Origin of the sequence: uncultured Phycicoccus sp. (genome assembly GCF_947495705.1) — a bacterium.
Lineage (GTDB): Bacteria > Actinomycetota > Actinomycetes > Actinomycetales > Dermatophilaceae > Phycicoccus.
The window spans coordinates 119609-133758 of record NZ_CANLZR010000005.1; the positions used below are offsets into that span (position 1 = coordinate 119609).

The window sequence follows — 14150 nt, forward strand, 5'->3', positions numbered from 1 at the left end:
TCAGGCCGCCTCGAGGATCGCGACGACACCCTGGCCACCGGCCGCGCAGATGGAGACGAGCCCGCGCGAGCCCGAGCCCTTCTCCTGGAGGAGCTTGGCGAGGGTGGCGAGGATGCGCCCGCCGGTCGCGGCGAACGGGTGCCCCGCGGCCAGCGAGGAGCCGGTGATGTTGAGCTTGTCGCGGTCGATGGCGCCGAGCGGGGCGTCGAGGCCGAGCCGCTCCCGGCAGAAGTCCTCGTCCTCCCAGGCCGTCAGCGTCGAGAGGACCGTCGACGCGAACGCCTCGTGGATCTCGTACAGGTCGAAGTCCTGCAACGCCAGGCCCTGGCGCGCGAGCATCCGCGGGACGGCGTACGCGGGGGCCATGAGCAGCCCCTCGTCGCCCGAGACGTAGTCGACCGCGGCGGTCTCGCCGTCGACGAACCAGGCGAGGGGCTTCAGGCCGTGCGCCGCGGCCCAGTCCTCGGAGCCGAGGAGCACGGCGGAGGCGCCGTCGGTGAGCGGGGTCGAGTTGCCGGCCGTCATCGTCGCGTTCTCGCCGCGGCCGAAGACGGTGCGTAGGGAGGCGAGCTTCTCGAGGGTCGTGTCGGCGCGCAGGTTCTGGTCGCGGCTGAGCCCGAGGTAGGGCGTCATGAGGTCGTCGAAGAAGCCCCGCTCGTAGGCGGCGGCGAGGTGGTGGTGGCTCGCGAGGGCGAGCTGGTCCTGGGCCTCGCGGGTGACGCCCCAGCGCTCGGCGGTGACGGCCATGTGCTCGCCCATCGACATGCCGGTGCGGGGCTCGGTGTTGGCCGGCACCTGGATGCCGAGGTCGGTCGGGCGCATCGTCAGGGCGGCCCGGGCGCGGTCGGCGGGGGTCTTGGCGCGCGAGAGCCGCAGCAGCTTCCGCCGCAGCTTCTCGGGGACGACGATGGGCGCGTCCGAGGCGGAGTCGACGCCACCGGCGATGCCGGAGTCGGCCTGGCCGAGGGCGATCTTGTTGGCGACGAGGATCGCCGCCTCGAGCCCCGTGCCGCACGCCTGCTGGACGTCGTAGGCGGGGGTGTCGGGGGCCAGGCTCGAGCCGAGGACCGCCTCGCGGGTCAGGTTGAAGTCGCGGCTGTGCTTGATGACGGCGCCGGCGACGACCTCCCCGAGCCGCTCCCCGGCGATCCCGTGGCGGGCCACGAGGCCCTCGAGCGCGGCGGTGAGCATGTCCTGGTTGGAGGCCTCGGCGTACGGGCCGAACTGGCGGGCGAAGGGGATGCGGTTGCCGCCGAGGACGGCGGCGCGGCGCGTGGTGGTCACCGGTGTGGCTCCTCGTGCATCGGGACGGCGGCCCGGTCGGGCCCGCCGAAGATATCCGGTACTGACGGTATCAGGTACCCCTGGTCCCTGCTACCGTCCTGACCTGTGACCTCCCCCGCCTCCTCGACCGACGGCCGCAGCGCCCGCTGGGACGAGCACCGGCTGGCGCGGCGCCGCGAGCTCGTCGAGGCCACCGTCCGGGCGATCCGCGAGCACGGCGCCGGCGTCGGGATGGACGAGGTGGCCGCGGCCGCCGGCACCTCCAAGACCGTGCTCTACCGGCACTTCACCGACCGTGCCGGACTGTACGAGGCCGTGGCGCACCGGGTCGACGGCACGATCGTGCGCGGGATCACCCGAGCCGCCGAGGCCGTCGACGACGGTGCGGCCCGGGGCCCGCGGGAGGTCGTTCGGGCGGTCATCGGCGCCTACCTCCACCTCGTCGAGGACGACCCCGAGGTCTACCGCTTCATCGTCAACGCGCCGATCCTGCCCACCGGCGAGCGCCCCGAGGGGGACGTGGCGGCGGGGATGACCGGCCGGATCGCCGAGCGCGTCGCCGAGATCGTCCGGGCCGGGCGCGGAGGGGACGTCGACGACGCCACGGCGCACCTGTGGGGCACCGCGCTCGTCGGCATGGTCCGCGGCGCCGCGGACGCCTGGCTCGCCGACGGCGCGGCACGCAGCGGGCGCAGCGCGGACGACCTCGCCGACGGGCTCACCGCCCTCGCCTGGGACGGGCTCGCCCCGGATGTCAGGCGGTCCACCACGGGCGCAGCGGCAGCCCGTGGCGGCCGCCCGCCCCGGGCTTGACGGCGAGGACGTGGTGCAGCTGCACGTCGTTGCGCTCGAAGCCCAGCCGCGACCCGGCCATGTACAGCCCCCACACCCGTGACGTGCCCTCGCCGACCTCCTCGACGCACTCGTCCCAGTGCTCGACGAGGTTCGCGCACCAGCCGGCGAGGGTCAGGGCGTAGTGCTCGCGCAGGTTCTCCTCGTGGAGGACCTCCAGGCCCGCGTCCTGGGCCTCGGTGATGATCCGCCCCGACCCGGTGAGCTCGCCGTCGGGGAACACGTACCGGTCGATGAACGGCCCGGTCGACAGCGGGCGGTTGTGGGGCCGGGTGATGCAGTGGTTGAGCAACAGCCCGCCGTCGCGCAGCCGGTCCCGGATGAAGCCGAAGTAGGCGGGGTAGTTGCGCACCCCGACGTGCTCGGTGAGCCCGATGGAGGACACGGCGTCGAACCCTGTCTCGGTCACCGCCCGGTAGTCGCTGTGCCGGATCTCGGCGAGGTCGCTCAGGCCCTCGTCCGCGATGGCCTTCTGGCCCCAGAGCGCCTGCTGCTGCGACAGCGTGACCCCGAGCACCGAGACGCCACGCCGCGCGGCGTACCGGACCATCCCGCCCCACCCGCAGCCGATGTCGAGCAGCCGGTCGCCCGGCTCGAGCCCCAGCTTGTCGAAGACGAGGCGGTACTTGTTCTCCTGTGCGTCCTCGAGGGACGCGTCCGGGGTGGGGTAGCACGCGCACGTGTACGTCATCGACGGTCCGAGGACCATCTCGTAGAACCGGTTCGAGACGTCGTAGTGGTGCTGGATCGCCCGGGCGTCGCGGGTCATCGAGTGCCGCACCCCCTCGGCCACCCGGCGCCACCGCGGCAGGGTCTCCTGGGGCGGCGGGGGCGGCGGGGTGAGCCCCCGGAAGCCGATGGTGCGAGACAGCTCGAGCATCTCCTCGAGCCCCGGGCGGTGGAACCGGACGCTCGCGAGGTCGACGAGCAGGTCGTACGGGTCGCCCGGGTGCACCCCCTCGAGCGAGAGGTCGCCCGCGACGTAGGCCCGGGCGAGGCCGAGGTCCCCGGGGGCGGTGGCGAGGTAAGCAACCCCCCGCGGGGTGTCGATGCGCATCCGGCGGGGCCACCCCTCGGGGCCGGCCACGGACCCGTCGAAGGCCTCGATGCGCAGCGGCAGCGGACCGTCCACGACGGACTCGACGATCTGGGCGATGCTCACGGGGGTCCTCCTGCGCTGCTCAGGCACCCTGCACGGCCTTGGCGTACAGGTTCGGTAGTCGGTGGTCGGGGTCGTAGCGTTCCTTGACGGCCGCGTAGCCGGCGCCGCCGTAGTGGCGCCAGAAGGTCTGCTCGTCGTAGAAGGCCTCCGAGTACAGGGACTTGTGCCCGCCCAGCGCGCTCACCTGCTCCTCGATGCGCCGGTTGGTGGCGCCGGGACCCTCCCCCGGGTCGGCGGGCACGGTGGACCAGAAGCCGACGTTGACGTAGGTCTCCCCCGGCGCCAGCGGGTACAGCGTCCAGGGCCGGTCGTCGCGCAGCCGCAGCGGGCACAGCCAGATCGGCTCGATCGGGACCTCCCGCAGGAACCAGCGGAGGAAGTCGGCCGTCGTCGCCAGGGGAAGCTCGACGTCCTGGACGACCCGCTCCCGCGGTGGCCGGCCGCGGCGGGTCTCGAGGCGGTCTGCGACCCCGAACCGGCGGTCGAGCGCGACGAGCTTCCAGTAGACGCTGGAGCGCAGCCACCGCCGCGGCCAGAGCCGGCGGACGAGCGGTCGCTGGGCACCGAAGGCCCGCGAGCACCAGAACCAGTCGGTGTCCCAGCGCCACAGGTAGTCCAGCGTGGTCAGGGTGTCGCGGGTCGGGCGCGGGCCGTCGTGCTGGATCGAGCGGTAGAAGATCCGCCGGCCCGTGTAGTCGCTCGTGGGCCCCGGCTCGTCGCTGCGACGGCCGAGCACGAGATAGGACTCGTCGGCGCTGAAGACGACCCCGTCGAGGTAGTCGACGGACTCCCCCTCGTACTCGCCGGCGTCGACGATGTCACCGATCGTCGCCACGAGGGTGTCGATGTCGTGGAAGCGGACGTGCCGGAGCGAGACGGTGCGTCCGACGGGCTCCAGCGCGATCCGCAGGCGGGTCGCGTAGCCGAGGGTCCCGTAGGAGTTGGCGAAGGCCCGGAACAGGTCGGGGTGCCGGCGCGCCGCGTCCGCCGTGACGACCTCGCCGCCGCCGGTCAGCACGTCCAGCTCGAGGACCGACTCGTGCGGGAGCCCGTTGCGCCACGACGTCGACTCGATGCCGAGCCCGGTGACCGCCCCGCCGAGCGTGATGGTCCGGAGCTGGGGCACGACGAGCGGGGTGAGGCCGTGCGGAAGGGTCGCGTCGACGAGGTCCTCGTACGTGCACATGCCCTGGACGTCGGCGGTGCGGGCGTCCGGGTCCACGGCGATCACGCCGGTGAGGCCGCTGGTGTCGAGGCCCGGGGCGTCCGTGGCGGTCCGGGCCCGGAACAGGTTGCTCGTGCGCTTCGCGAGGCGCACGGGCGACCCCGAGGGGATGGCCCGGTAGCTCATGACGAGCCGCTGCACGCCCGCTGCATGTGCATCGGCTCCGATGGGGGGCACGCGCGCGACCGGCACTCGCGGAGTGGGACGCACGGCCGACCTCATGGGTCTATGCATACACCCCCGGGCCTCGGCTCACGAGGAGCTTCGGTGGATGTGAAGGGTCCGCTCCGCTCCCGAGCCCCCACGCACCACCACAGCCCCCGCTCGCTGGCGCGATCGGGGGCTGTCGGTGGATGTGAAGGGACTCGAACCCCTGACCTCTCGCGTGTGAAGCGAACGCTCTAACCAACTGAGCTACACATCCTGGTGCTGCGGCCTGCCGAGGATACCCGGCCGGTCCGGCACGCGGAAATCGGGGGCTGCCGACCGCGGCCGAGGTCAGAGCCCGGCGTTGACGTGCAGCCAGGTGGCGACGTCGTCCGGGACGAAGCCGGGCACGCCGATGAGCCGGAACGACAGCCACACGACCGTCGCGACGAACGCGAAGGTGGCGAGCGCGACCGCCCCCTGGACGTACCGGGGCTGGTGACGCACCCAGTCCTCCCATGCGCGGACCCGGTCCTTGACGAAGTCGAGTAGTCGCTGGGCGCGCTCGAACTCGGTGGCCCAGACAGCGATCCCGATGATGACGATGAGCCACCCCGGGCCCGGCAGGGGCACGAGCAGGAGCCCGCCGGCGACGAGCACGAGCCCGAGGATGCCGACGACGACCCGGTAGAGACGGTGGGTGGCCGGGTTGTCCCGGAGCCGGTGGCGCCACTGCCAGTCCGGCCCCACCAGATGGCGCTCCCGGGCGGCAGGGTGCCCGTCGCCGTTCTCCGCGCGGGGCGTCCCCGCGGGCGCGTCGCTGTCGTCGGTCACGGCGCTCTCCCCTCCGGGCCCGGTCACGGGTCCACCGTCCGGGCGGCGTGCGCAGCCCACACGCCCATGACCTTCTCGGTCAGGGGGCCCGGGGCTGTCAGAGCCCGGCCGTCGACCGCCGACACCGGCAGCACGTCCTTGATCGAGGAGGTGAGGAAGACCTCGTCGGCGACCTCGAGGACCTCCAGCGGGAGCGCCTCCTCGCGGACCTCGATCCCGTCGGCGCGGCACCACTCCAGGACGAGCTCGCGCGAGATCCCCGGCAGGCAGCCGCTGTCGAGCGGCGGCGTGCGCAGCACCCCGCCGGTGACGACGAAGATGTTGCTGCCCGTCGCCTCGCACAGCTCGCCCCGGGTGTTCCCGAAGACGGCCTCCAGCGCGCCCTGTGCCTGCGCCCGCGCCAGCGCGACGACGTTGTCGGCGTACGACGTGGTCTTCAGCCCGGCCGTCGCGGACCGCTCGTTGCGGACCCACGGCACGGTGACGACGGCCCCGGTGGCGGGCGGGCGGGCGTGCGCCGTCGCGGTGACGATATAGGTGAGCGTCGAGCCCATCCGGTCCGACCCCAACGGGCCCCGCCCGCCGGTCACGGTCCACCGCAGCCGGCCGAAGTCGATCGGCTCGTCGAGGACGGCGGCGACACCCTCGCGGATGCGGTCGTGGTCGGCCGGCGGCAGCCCCAGACCCGCCATGGTCTTGTCCATCCGGGCCAGGTGCCGTGTCATCGCGAACGGCCGGCCGTCCTCGACCTTCGCCGTCTCGAACCCCCCGTCGCCCACGGTGACGCCGTGGTCCACGGCGCTCACGGCCGGAGCGTCGGCCGGGATGCGGGCGCCGTCGACCCAGACACGGATGTCCGTCATGCCTCACACCCTTCCAGAGATCTGGCCGTGACCGGTGGCAAGGGCGACGAGGCGCGCCGCCTTGAGCTCGGTCTCCTGCCACTCGTCAACGGCCGAGCTGCCCCAGGTGATCCCGGCGCCGGTCCCGAACCGCAGGACCCGGCGGCCGTCGGCGTCGCGGGCCGCCCAGAAGGTACGGATCCCGACGGCGAGGACGGCCTCGTCGCGGTCGGCGTCCACCCAGCCGACCGCTCCGCAGTAGGGGCCGCGCGGTACCGGCTCGAGGTCGGCGATGGCCCGCAGCGCCGTGTGTTTCGGCGCCCCGCTCACCGACCCGGGCGGGAAGGTCGCGGCGAGGACGTCACGCCATCCCACGCCGGGGCGCAGCGCGCCGCTCACCTCCGAGACCAGGTGGACGAGACCGGGGTGGTGCTCGAGGCGGCACAGGGCGTCGACCTCCACCGTCCCCGGGGTGCTGACGTGGGCCAGGTCGTTGCGGACGAGGTCGACGATCATGACGTTCTCGGCGAAGTCCTTCGTCCGCAGGCCGTGCGGGTCGGCGGCGGTCCCCTTGATCGGGCCCGACGTGAGGCGCCGGCCGCGGCGGACGAGGTAGGCCTCGGGCGAGGCGCAGGCCACCTCGAGCCCGGCCTCCGGGATGTCGATCGTCGCGGCGTACGGCGCGGGGTTGCCGCGGGCCAGGACCTCGCCGAGGGCCAGCACCGACGCCCCTTCGGGAAGGTCGTGCTCGAGCACCCGGCAGAGGTTGACCTGGTACACCGTCCCCGCGGCGATGCGGTCGCGGATCTCGTCGACGCCCGCGACGTACCCGTCCTCGTCGAGGCTGCTGCGCCACGGGCCGGTGAGCCCCGGCCAGCCGTGCGGGTCCGGCGCGACGGGACGGCCGTGCCGGCTGACCTCAGCCATCCGGACCGCGGTCAGCACGCCCTCGAAGGTGACGACGACGGCCCAGAACCCGCTGGTCAGGTCACCGGGGTCGTCGGTGACTGCCTCGACGCCCCGGGCCACGACCGCTCCGAACCGCGCCTCCGCCACGCCGAGCATCGTAGGGGGCACGAGCCCGGCGACCTGCCGCGCCGTCGGTCAGCGGTGGGCGTGGTGGGCCCTGGAGGCCCGCGCCACGTCCCGGCCCCACGCCGTCGCCCGCTGCTCCTCGCCGTCGTCCAGCGGACCCGCGACGTCCTGGACGTAGAAGCTCTCCGGCCGGGCCACCTCATGCAGGCCGTGACGGCGCGCTGCCCTCGCGGCGCTGCGGGCTGCGGAGCCGGGCATCCGGCGCACCGAGGTCACCCGGGTGTCGAAGGTGACGACATCGGCGTCCTCGTGGCGGCCGAGGGCCTCGAGCCACTCGCGCAGGCCGGTGTCGACCGAGCCCTGGGTGGCGCCGCGCGTCTGAGCCTCCCGCCGGGTCGAGGCCCGGCTCATCGAGAAGGCGTGGGTCGGCCCCCCGGCGAGGACGAGGGCATGGCCCCGCAGCGTCTGCGGGGCGTGAGCGACATCGACGACATCGACAGGCATCACCTCCGCCACACCCTGCGCGACGGCGCGGGCGACGGTCTCGGTCTGCCCGAACATCGACTCGAAGACGACCAGTGCGCGTTCCATGGTGAGCCTCTTCCGGGACGTCCCGGGTCCGGGACGGGTCCCACCTCCACCGTACGGCGACGGGGCGTGGCCGACGATGTCTCGTCGGTCACGCCCCGTCGTTGGTCGGGCTGCCGTCAGGCGATGACGGTGGCCTCCTGCTCGAGCGCCGCGGCGACCCGGCGGTGCGCGGCCCAGATCTCCTCGGGGAGGTTCGCGAACTGGTTGAGGTGCTCCTCGCGGTGCCCGATCTCCTGGCGCCAGCGGTCGACGTCGATCGTGAGGATCGTGTCGAGGTCGTCCGCGTCGATCTCGAGGCCGTCGAGGTTCAGCTCCTCCTTGAGCGGGATGATGCCCACCGGCGTCTTCCGGCCCGTGACCTCACCCTTCTTGTACTGGACGAGCCACAGGAGGGCGCGCAGGTTCTCGCGGTACCCGGGCCACAGGAAGTGGCCGTCCTCGGGGTCGCGCTGGAACCAGTTGACGTGCGCGAAGACCGGCTGGTCGGCGGCCGCGCCGACGATCTTCAGCCAGTGCGCGGCGTACGGGCCCTCCGGGTACGACATGAAGGGCCGCATCGACATCGGGTCGTAGCGGAGCTTGCCCTCGACGCCCTCGGCCGCGGCGGTGGCCTCGGCACCCAGGGTCAGCCCGTCGTAGACCCCCTCCGCGAGGTCGTCGATGGCGCGCACGAGCGGCTCACGGTCGCGGGTGCGGCCGCCGAAGATGATCGCGTCGATCTTGACGCCCCGCGGGTCCTCGAAGTTGGGCGCGACGTTGGGCACGTTCGCCAGGGTCGTCGTGAACCGGCTGTTCGGGTGCGCCCACGGGTCGCCGGCCTCGTCGGGGTTCCGGTCGGCGATGAGCTCGCCCTTCCAGTCCCGCCAGCCCGTGACGTCGGCCGGCTTGTCGGGGGTGCGCCCCTCCCACCAGACCTCCTGGGTCACCTCGTTGTAGGCGACGTTCGTGAAGAGGGCCTGGGTGCCCGGCTCGATGGAGTCCAGGGCCGTCGGGTTGGTCTTCTCGTTCGTGTCCTTGGCGACGCCGAACACGCCGTTCTCGGGGTTGAGCCCGTACAGCTGGCCGTCCTCGGCCACCCACAGCCACGCGATGTCGTCGCCGTAGAACGACACGTGGTACCGGTCGCCGAGGGCGTCCGGCGCCAGCGTCATCGCGAGGTTCGTCTTGCCGGAGGCGCTGGGAAAGCCGCCGCAGATGTGATGGGTCTCGCCGGTCTGCTTGTCGGTGATGCCGAGGAGCATGAACTGCTCGCCGAGGAACTCCCCGGACGCCCAGCCGTCGTACGAGGCCTGGCGCAGACCGTGGGCGATCTTGCCGAGCAGCGCGTTGCCGCCGTAGGAGCTGCCGAAGTGCAGGATGGTCCGCTCGTCGGCCACGGTCACGAAGTAGCGCTTGTCGCCGTCGGTGCCCTGGCCGAGGTTCGGCAGGTCGCCGGTCACGTGGACGGCGCGCACGAACATGTCGGGGTCGGCGAGGTTGTTGATGAGGTCGACGCCGACCCGCGCCATCCGGATCATGTGCAGGCACACGGTGCGGTTGTCGGTGATCTCGACCCCGGCGGCGAACCGCTCGAGCGGGCTGCCGGGAGGCGCCATGAGGTACGGGATGACGTACATCGTCTTGCCCGCCATCGCCCCCTTCATGTGGCCCTCGACGACGGGGCGGATCTCGTCGGTGTGGCGCCAGTTGTTGTAGACGCCCTCGTCCTCGGGGCGGCTCGTGGCGACGATGGTGCGCTCCTCGGAGCGCGCGGTGTCCTTGGAGTAGCTGCGCGAGTAGTAGAGGCCCTCCCCCGCCGGCTGGATCTCGTCGGCGGCGAGCGACTCCTGGATGAGCCGGGCGTCGTCGGACGCGCTCACCACCTCGATGCGCTCGGCCCCGAGGTACTGCGCCCAGTGCAGGACGTACTCCCGCACCGCCACGTTCGTCAGGCCCGCGTCATCCAGGGGCTTCTCCAGGTCGGCCACGTTGCTCACCCTTCTCGGTCGGTCGCGTGTCGGCCCGAGAGCCGACTCCCCACCGTCGGGGTGTCCGCTCTGCGAGATGGCCATTGCACCGCACCCCCATGTGTTGTGGCCACCCCCGGGACCCGCAGACATGGGAGTCCTTTGTCACACTCGGCCCGAGCCGGAGACATGAGTCACACCGCGGCGGGCCTCGAGAGCCATGAAAGCGTTTCCCCTTGTGGGACAACGTTGTCAGTCGCACGAGCGGCGCGGGGCGGTCATCCGGACCAGCACCCTGTTCGGCATGCGGATGGCCCGCCGGCTCCCTGCGCCGACGGGCCATCCCCTGTCCGCCACCGATCCGCGCCCCGCCGACGGCGGCTGGACAGGGCATCCCCGTCCCTCACTCGGAGATGCGTTCCACGACCTCTCCGGTCGCGTCATGCACTGCCCTGTACCCGCCGGGTCGACGGTGTATGCATGCCCAGGTCGGGGTCCGCGACGCCGTCGGCCCGGGCGACGGCGAGCCGGTCGAGGTCACGCGCGCGCTCCAGGGACGGGGCTCCCCCGCCCCGATGAGCCGGCCACCACCAGGCCGGCACCGGACCCTGCGGCGGCTCGGGGTAGCGGTCCAGCAGCTCCTCGATCAGCCCGGCCAGGGCGGTGTGCACGCGACCGGTGAGCTCGATAGCGGTCTCGCCCGGCAGCGGAGCGATCGGCGGGCCCACCCGCACCCCCACCCACAGCCCGCGGCGCAGCGAGGGCCGACGCCCGACCGTCGTCACGCGGTGCAGCCCCCAGTGAGCGACGGGGACGATCGGCGCCCCGGTCGCGATGGCGAGGTGGGCCGCCCCCCGCTTCAGGTCCCCGCGGTCCTTGAGGGTGAAGGCGTGCCCGATGGTGGCCTCGGGATAGACCCCGACGACCTCGCCGCGACGGAGGGCCTGCAGCGCGGCCCGGGCCGCGGTGACGCCTCGGGTGCGGTCGACCGGGATGTGGTGCATCCCGCGCATCAGCGGCCCGCCGAGCGCCGAGCCGAAGACGGACTGCTTGGCCAGGAACCGGACGAGGCGCCCCCGATGCACCGCGGGCAGCCCGACGACCATGAAGTCGATGAAGCTCTGGTGGTTCGCCGCGACGACCACCGGCCCGGCCGCCGGCAGGTGCTCGCTGCCGGACACCTCGAGGCGCAGGCCGAGCACCCGCCACACCACACGGGCAGCGCGGATCACCGCTCGGTACAGGGCGTCGTCCACGGCTGTGGTTCGGCGCGGTCGGCAACCCCGGATGGCCGAGCCTCAGCCCTGCAGGATGTCCCGCCGGCGCCGGTACTCGTCCTCGTCGATCTCGCCCCGCGCGAACCGCTCGTCCAGGACCTTCAGCGCCGGGTTCTCGGGACGGGCCGTACTACCGAACGCGCCGCCTCCGTGGGGACGTGACCCGCCCCCGGCCGACCGGGCGATGACGAGGACGATGGCGACGATGATGCCCAGGAAGAGCAGCATCATCACGCCGACGACCCCGAGCTCGATGATCCCCATGCCTCGGTTCCAGTACATGCGCGAACCTCCTGACCGCGGCCGGGGGCCGCCCACCCCCAGGATGGCGCACCGACCTGGGAAAAGCACCGGCCTGCCGGCCCCGGGATCGCGGTGGCGGAGGTCCCGGAAACCGCTCGGGCCCCGGGCAAGCTGCCCGGGACCCGAGGGGAACGCTGAGTTCTGGTGCGTGGTGCTAGTACCAGCGGCGGGTGGTCCCGCCGATCGGCACGAAGTTCATGACGAGGCCGATGATGACGAGTGCCACGCCGATCCACAGCAGGATCGAGATGCTGGCGATCAGGCCGATCACCGCGAGAATGATGCCGAGAACCACCATGAGCTACCTCCTTGGTCGGGGTATGTAACCGGAGCCTATCGACGCACGCTCCGTCAGCGCGGTTCTCGAACACACGGATTGCCTGCCTGCGAGCACCACGGCATTCGGCGCCGGTACCGTCCCGGCCATGTTCTTCGACCAGTGGTCCGACCTCGTCCGCGTGCTCGTCGTCGGGTCGACGGCGTACGCGGCACTCGTGCTCATCCTGCGCCTGTCCGGCAAACGGACCCTCGCCAAGCTCAACGCCTTCGACCTCGTCGTGACGGTGGCCCTCGGGTCCACTCTGGCCACGGTGCTGCTCAGCAGCGACATCAGCGTCAGCGAGGGGGTCGCCGCGATGGGCCTGCTCGTCCTTCTGCAGTTCGTCGTCGCGTTGCTGTCCTCCCGCTCCCGGGGGGCGCGCCGGGCGGTGAAGTCGTCCCCGACGCTCCTCGTCCACCGCGGCCGCCTGCTCGAGGACCGGCTGTCGGAATGCCGCGTGACGGCGGGCGAGGTGCGCCAGGCGACCCGCAGCGCCGGGATCGGCGGCTTCGACCTCGTCGAGGCGGTCGTCCTCGAGACCGACGGGAGCCTCAGCGTGGTCCCGCGGGAGTCCGTCGGAGCCGGAGACGCCCTTGCGGACCTCACCGTCCCGCAGGGCTGACCGCGGACACCCTCGGCCGCGGCCGGGAACCGGGACGGTGTGCCTTCGGTTGCGTCAGAATGCGAGGACGGCAACGCACGGAGGTGACCGGTCGCATCGTGCGCGACCGTCGGGGCCGCCGGATCCTCCACGTCTCTTCAGCAGCTGACGTGAGAACGGCCCCTGACCGCGTTCCGCGGGTCAGGGGCCGTTCGAGATGGTGGGCGATACTGGGTTTGAACCAGTGACCTCTTCCGTGTCAAGGAAGCGCGCTACCACTGCGCCAATCGCCCGAGGGGGTACTACTCGAGGTGGAGACGGGATTTGAACCCGTGTACGCGGCTTTGCAGGCCGCTGCCTCGCCTCTCGGCCACTCCACCATTGGGGGGCGGCTAACCCTCCGAGCGGATGACCGGGTTCGAACCGGCGACCTCAACCTTGGCAAGGTTGCGCTCTACCAACTGAGCTACATCCGCGCGCGTCAGACGAGAACTCCGACCGGAATCCCCGCTTGGCGTGCTCCGAGACAGTAGCCGATTCGCGCGCCGATCTCCAAACCGGGGACCGCACCCCGAGGGGGCCGCCTACCGCTCGTGATCGCCCGCCCGGACGGCCGCCCGGGCGGCCGCGGCCTCGCGCGCCGCGCCGGCATTGGCGATCGGCGTCAACGGCCGGTTGGCGGCCTCGCGCAGGCTCCGCAGCTCGAGCTCGTCGGCCAGGGTGTCGGAGTGCGCGTACCCCTCGAACGGGTCCGACCACCCGGGCTCGGGGATGACCCCGCGGCGCCGCTCGCGCAGGTCCCGCACCCGGTCGAACAGCCGGGTGTGCAGGGCGCGCCGCTCCTCGTGCGGCCACAGCTCGCGGATGGCGCCGTTGAGCGCCGCGCCGATGAGCACGGAGATCGCCAGGGCGTACAGCCAGATGAGGATGACGATCGGGGCCGACAGCGGGCCGTAGATCGACGAGCCGCCGAGCGAGGCGGCGATGGTGCCCCGCACGAAGAACGACGCGAGCGCCCACAGCACGAGGGTGAGGACCGCACCGGGCACGTCGCGGCTCCACGGGGACCGCCGGGGCGTGGAGACGTGGTACAGGCTCGTGAGCCCGCCGACGGTGAGGACGGTGACCAGCGGCCAGTAGAGGTAGACGAGGGCGTCCCACGGGTCGGGCAGGAACCCCCCGAGGATCGTCGGGCCGAGCAGGACGAGGGGGATGGTGATGATCCCCATGACGAGGGCGACGATGTAGAGCGAGAACGAGAGCGCCCGGGTCCGGACGATGCCGCGGACCCCCGACTGCCCGTACATGATCGAGATCGTGTCGACGAAGACGTTGAGCGCCCGCGAGCCCGACCAGAGCGAGAGGAGGAACCCGATCGACAGCAGGTCGGCCCGGCCGCCCCGGAACACGTCGTCGACGGTGGGGCCGAGCACGCTCTCGATGACGTCGGGGGTGAGGAAGCGCCCCGCGTAGTCGAGGATCGCGTCGCGGACCTGGACGACGTTCTGGGTCCCGAAGGCGTCGCGGAAGTAGCCGAGCCCGCCGAAGAGCCCCAGGACCAGGGGCGGCAGCGACAGGAGCGCGAAGAAGCCCGCCTCGGAGGCAAGGCCGGTGACGCGGTACCGCAGGCAGATGCGGGTCGTCACGACGGTGAGCCGGGCGATCGTCAGGGCCCCCGGCACCCGCGCGAGCGCCCGGCGCACCCGCCGTTTCGCGTCGGTCATGCCTCCAC

The 14150-nt window shown here is 72.6% G+C and carries 14 protein-coding genes and 4 tRNA genes; 2 read left to right on the forward strand and 16 right to left on the reverse strand.

All coding sequences use genetic code 11. From position 1 onward, the window contains the following. Entirely contained in the window at nt 1-1284 is a 1284-nt protein-coding gene (locus tag Q0963_RS09170) for an acetyl-CoA C-acetyltransferase (protein WP_299445121.1), read from the reverse strand. Between the two features lie 105 nt (nt 1285-1389). On the opposite strand from Q0963_RS09170, the gene Q0963_RS09175 reads away from it, so the two are divergent. Continuing rightward, nucleotides 1390-2097: a TetR/AcrR family transcriptional regulator gene (locus Q0963_RS09175; RefSeq protein WP_299445122.1), complete on the forward strand. Its 708-nt coding sequence runs from the start codon at nt 1390-1392 to the stop codon at nt 2095-2097. Here Q0963_RS09175 and Q0963_RS09180 read toward each other — a convergent pair. The 11 genes from Q0963_RS09180 to Q0963_RS09230 form a co-directional block, all read right to left on the reverse strand. Next, the gene (locus tag Q0963_RS09180) at nt 2039-3298 is read right to left on the reverse strand and encodes a class I SAM-dependent methyltransferase (protein ID WP_299445123.1); all 1260 of its coding nucleotides are present in this window, start codon (nt 3296-3298) and stop codon (nt 2039-2041) included. The two genes, Q0963_RS09175 and Q0963_RS09180, sit on opposite strands and share 59 nt — an antisense overlap. A gap of 19 nt (nt 3299-3317) precedes the next feature. Then, on the reverse strand, nt 3318-4664 hold the full coding sequence (locus tag Q0963_RS09185; RefSeq protein ID WP_299445124.1) for an FAD-binding oxidoreductase: 1347 nt from the start codon (nt 4662-4664) through the stop codon (nt 3318-3320). Between the two features lie 209 nt (nt 4665-4873). After that, a tRNA-Val gene (locus Q0963_RS09190) sits at nt 4874-4947 on the reverse strand. Between the two features lie 74 nt (nt 4948-5021). Next, nucleotides 5022-5504: a TIGR02611 family protein gene (locus Q0963_RS09195; protein ID WP_299445125.1), complete on the reverse strand. Its 483-nt coding sequence runs from the start codon at nt 5502-5504 to the stop codon at nt 5022-5024. A gap of 23 nt (nt 5505-5527) precedes the next feature. Next, nucleotides 5528-6367, reverse strand: coding sequence for an aminotransferase class IV (locus tag Q0963_RS09200; protein ID WP_299445126.1), 840 nt, complete (start codon nt 6365-6367; stop codon nt 5528-5530). 3 nt (nt 6368-6370) lie between these two features. Continuing rightward, a complete protein-coding gene (locus Q0963_RS09205; RefSeq protein ID WP_299445264.1) occupies nt 6371-7411 on the reverse strand; it encodes a chorismate-binding protein in 1041 nt (346 codons plus the stop codon). 39 nt (nt 7412-7450) lie between these two features. Then, nucleotides 7451-7972, reverse strand: coding sequence for a flavodoxin family protein (locus Q0963_RS09210; RefSeq protein WP_299445127.1), 522 nt, complete (start codon nt 7970-7972; stop codon nt 7451-7453). A gap of 116 nt (nt 7973-8088) precedes the next feature. Next, entirely contained in the window at nt 8089-9939 is a 1851-nt protein-coding gene (locus Q0963_RS09215; RefSeq protein ID WP_299445128.1) for a phosphoenolpyruvate carboxykinase (GTP), read from the reverse strand. A gap of 419 nt (nt 9940-10358) precedes the next feature. Beyond that, a complete protein-coding gene (locus Q0963_RS09220; protein ID WP_299445129.1) occupies nt 10359-11174 on the reverse strand; it encodes a 1-acyl-sn-glycerol-3-phosphate acyltransferase in 816 nt (271 codons plus the stop codon). A gap of 42 nt (nt 11175-11216) precedes the next feature. Then, entirely contained in the window at nt 11217-11477 is a 261-nt protein-coding gene (locus Q0963_RS09225) for an SHOCT domain-containing protein (RefSeq protein ID WP_299445130.1), read from the reverse strand. A gap of 175 nt (nt 11478-11652) precedes the next feature. Next, on the reverse strand, nt 11653-11796 hold the full coding sequence (locus tag Q0963_RS09230; protein ID WP_299445131.1) for a hypothetical protein: 144 nt from the start codon (nt 11794-11796) through the stop codon (nt 11653-11655). A 127-nt stretch (nt 11797-11923) separates the two neighbouring features. On the opposite strand from Q0963_RS09230, the gene Q0963_RS09235 reads away from it, so the two are divergent. Next, nucleotides 11924-12439 (forward strand): DUF421 domain-containing protein, encoded by a 516-nt coding sequence (locus Q0963_RS09235; protein WP_299445132.1) that lies wholly within the window; start codon nt 11924-11926, stop codon nt 12437-12439. Nucleotides 12440-12636: 197 nt separating this feature from the next. On the opposite strand, the gene Q0963_RS09240 is transcribed toward Q0963_RS09235, so the two are convergent. The 4 genes from Q0963_RS09240 to Q0963_RS09255 form a co-directional block, all read right to left on the reverse strand. After that, nucleotides 12637-12711 (reverse strand) — tRNA-Val (locus tag Q0963_RS09240). Between the two features lie 16 nt (nt 12712-12727). Further along, nucleotides 12728-12798, reverse strand: a tRNA-Cys gene (locus Q0963_RS09245). A 23-nt stretch (nt 12799-12821) separates the two neighbouring features. Continuing rightward, a tRNA-Gly gene (locus Q0963_RS09250) sits at nt 12822-12894 on the reverse strand. 108 nt (nt 12895-13002) lie between these two features. Beyond that, nucleotides 13003-14142, reverse strand: a complete 1140-nt coding sequence (locus tag Q0963_RS09255) for a YihY/virulence factor BrkB family protein (RefSeq protein ID WP_299445133.1) — start codon at nt 14140-14142, stop codon at nt 13003-13005. Nucleotides 14143-14150: the final 8 nt, after the last annotated feature.

What these genes read in the sequence shown, in the direction of transcription:
- Q0963_RS09200 (WP_299445126.1), bottom strand. Translation starts at nt 6,367, where the DNA reads ATGACGGACATCCGTGTCTGGGTCGACGGCGCCCGCATCCCGGCCGAC.
- Q0963_RS09205 (WP_299445264.1), bottom strand. Translation starts at nt 7,411, where the DNA reads ATGCTCGGCGTGGCGGAGGCGCGGTTCGGAGCGGTCGTGGCCCGGGGC.
- Q0963_RS09210 (WP_299445127.1), bottom strand. Translation starts at nt 7,972, where the DNA reads ATGGAACGCGCACTGGTCGTCTTCGAGTCGATGTTCGGGCAGACCGAG.
- Q0963_RS09225 (WP_299445130.1), bottom strand. Translation starts at nt 11,477, where the DNA reads ATGTACTGGAACCGAGGCATGGGGATCATCGAGCTCGGGGTCGTCGGC.
- Q0963_RS09230 (WP_299445131.1), bottom strand. Translation starts at nt 11,796, where the DNA reads ATGGTGGTTCTCGGCATCATTCTCGCGGTGATCGGCCTGATCGCCAGC.
- Q0963_RS09235 (WP_299445132.1), top strand. Translation starts at nt 11,924, where the DNA reads ATGTTCTTCGACCAGTGGTCCGACCTCGTCCGCGTGCTCGTCGTCGGG.
- Q0963_RS09255 (WP_299445133.1), bottom strand. Translation starts at nt 14,142, where the DNA reads ATGACCGACGCGAAACGGCGGGTGCGCCGGGCGCTCGCGCGGGTGCCG.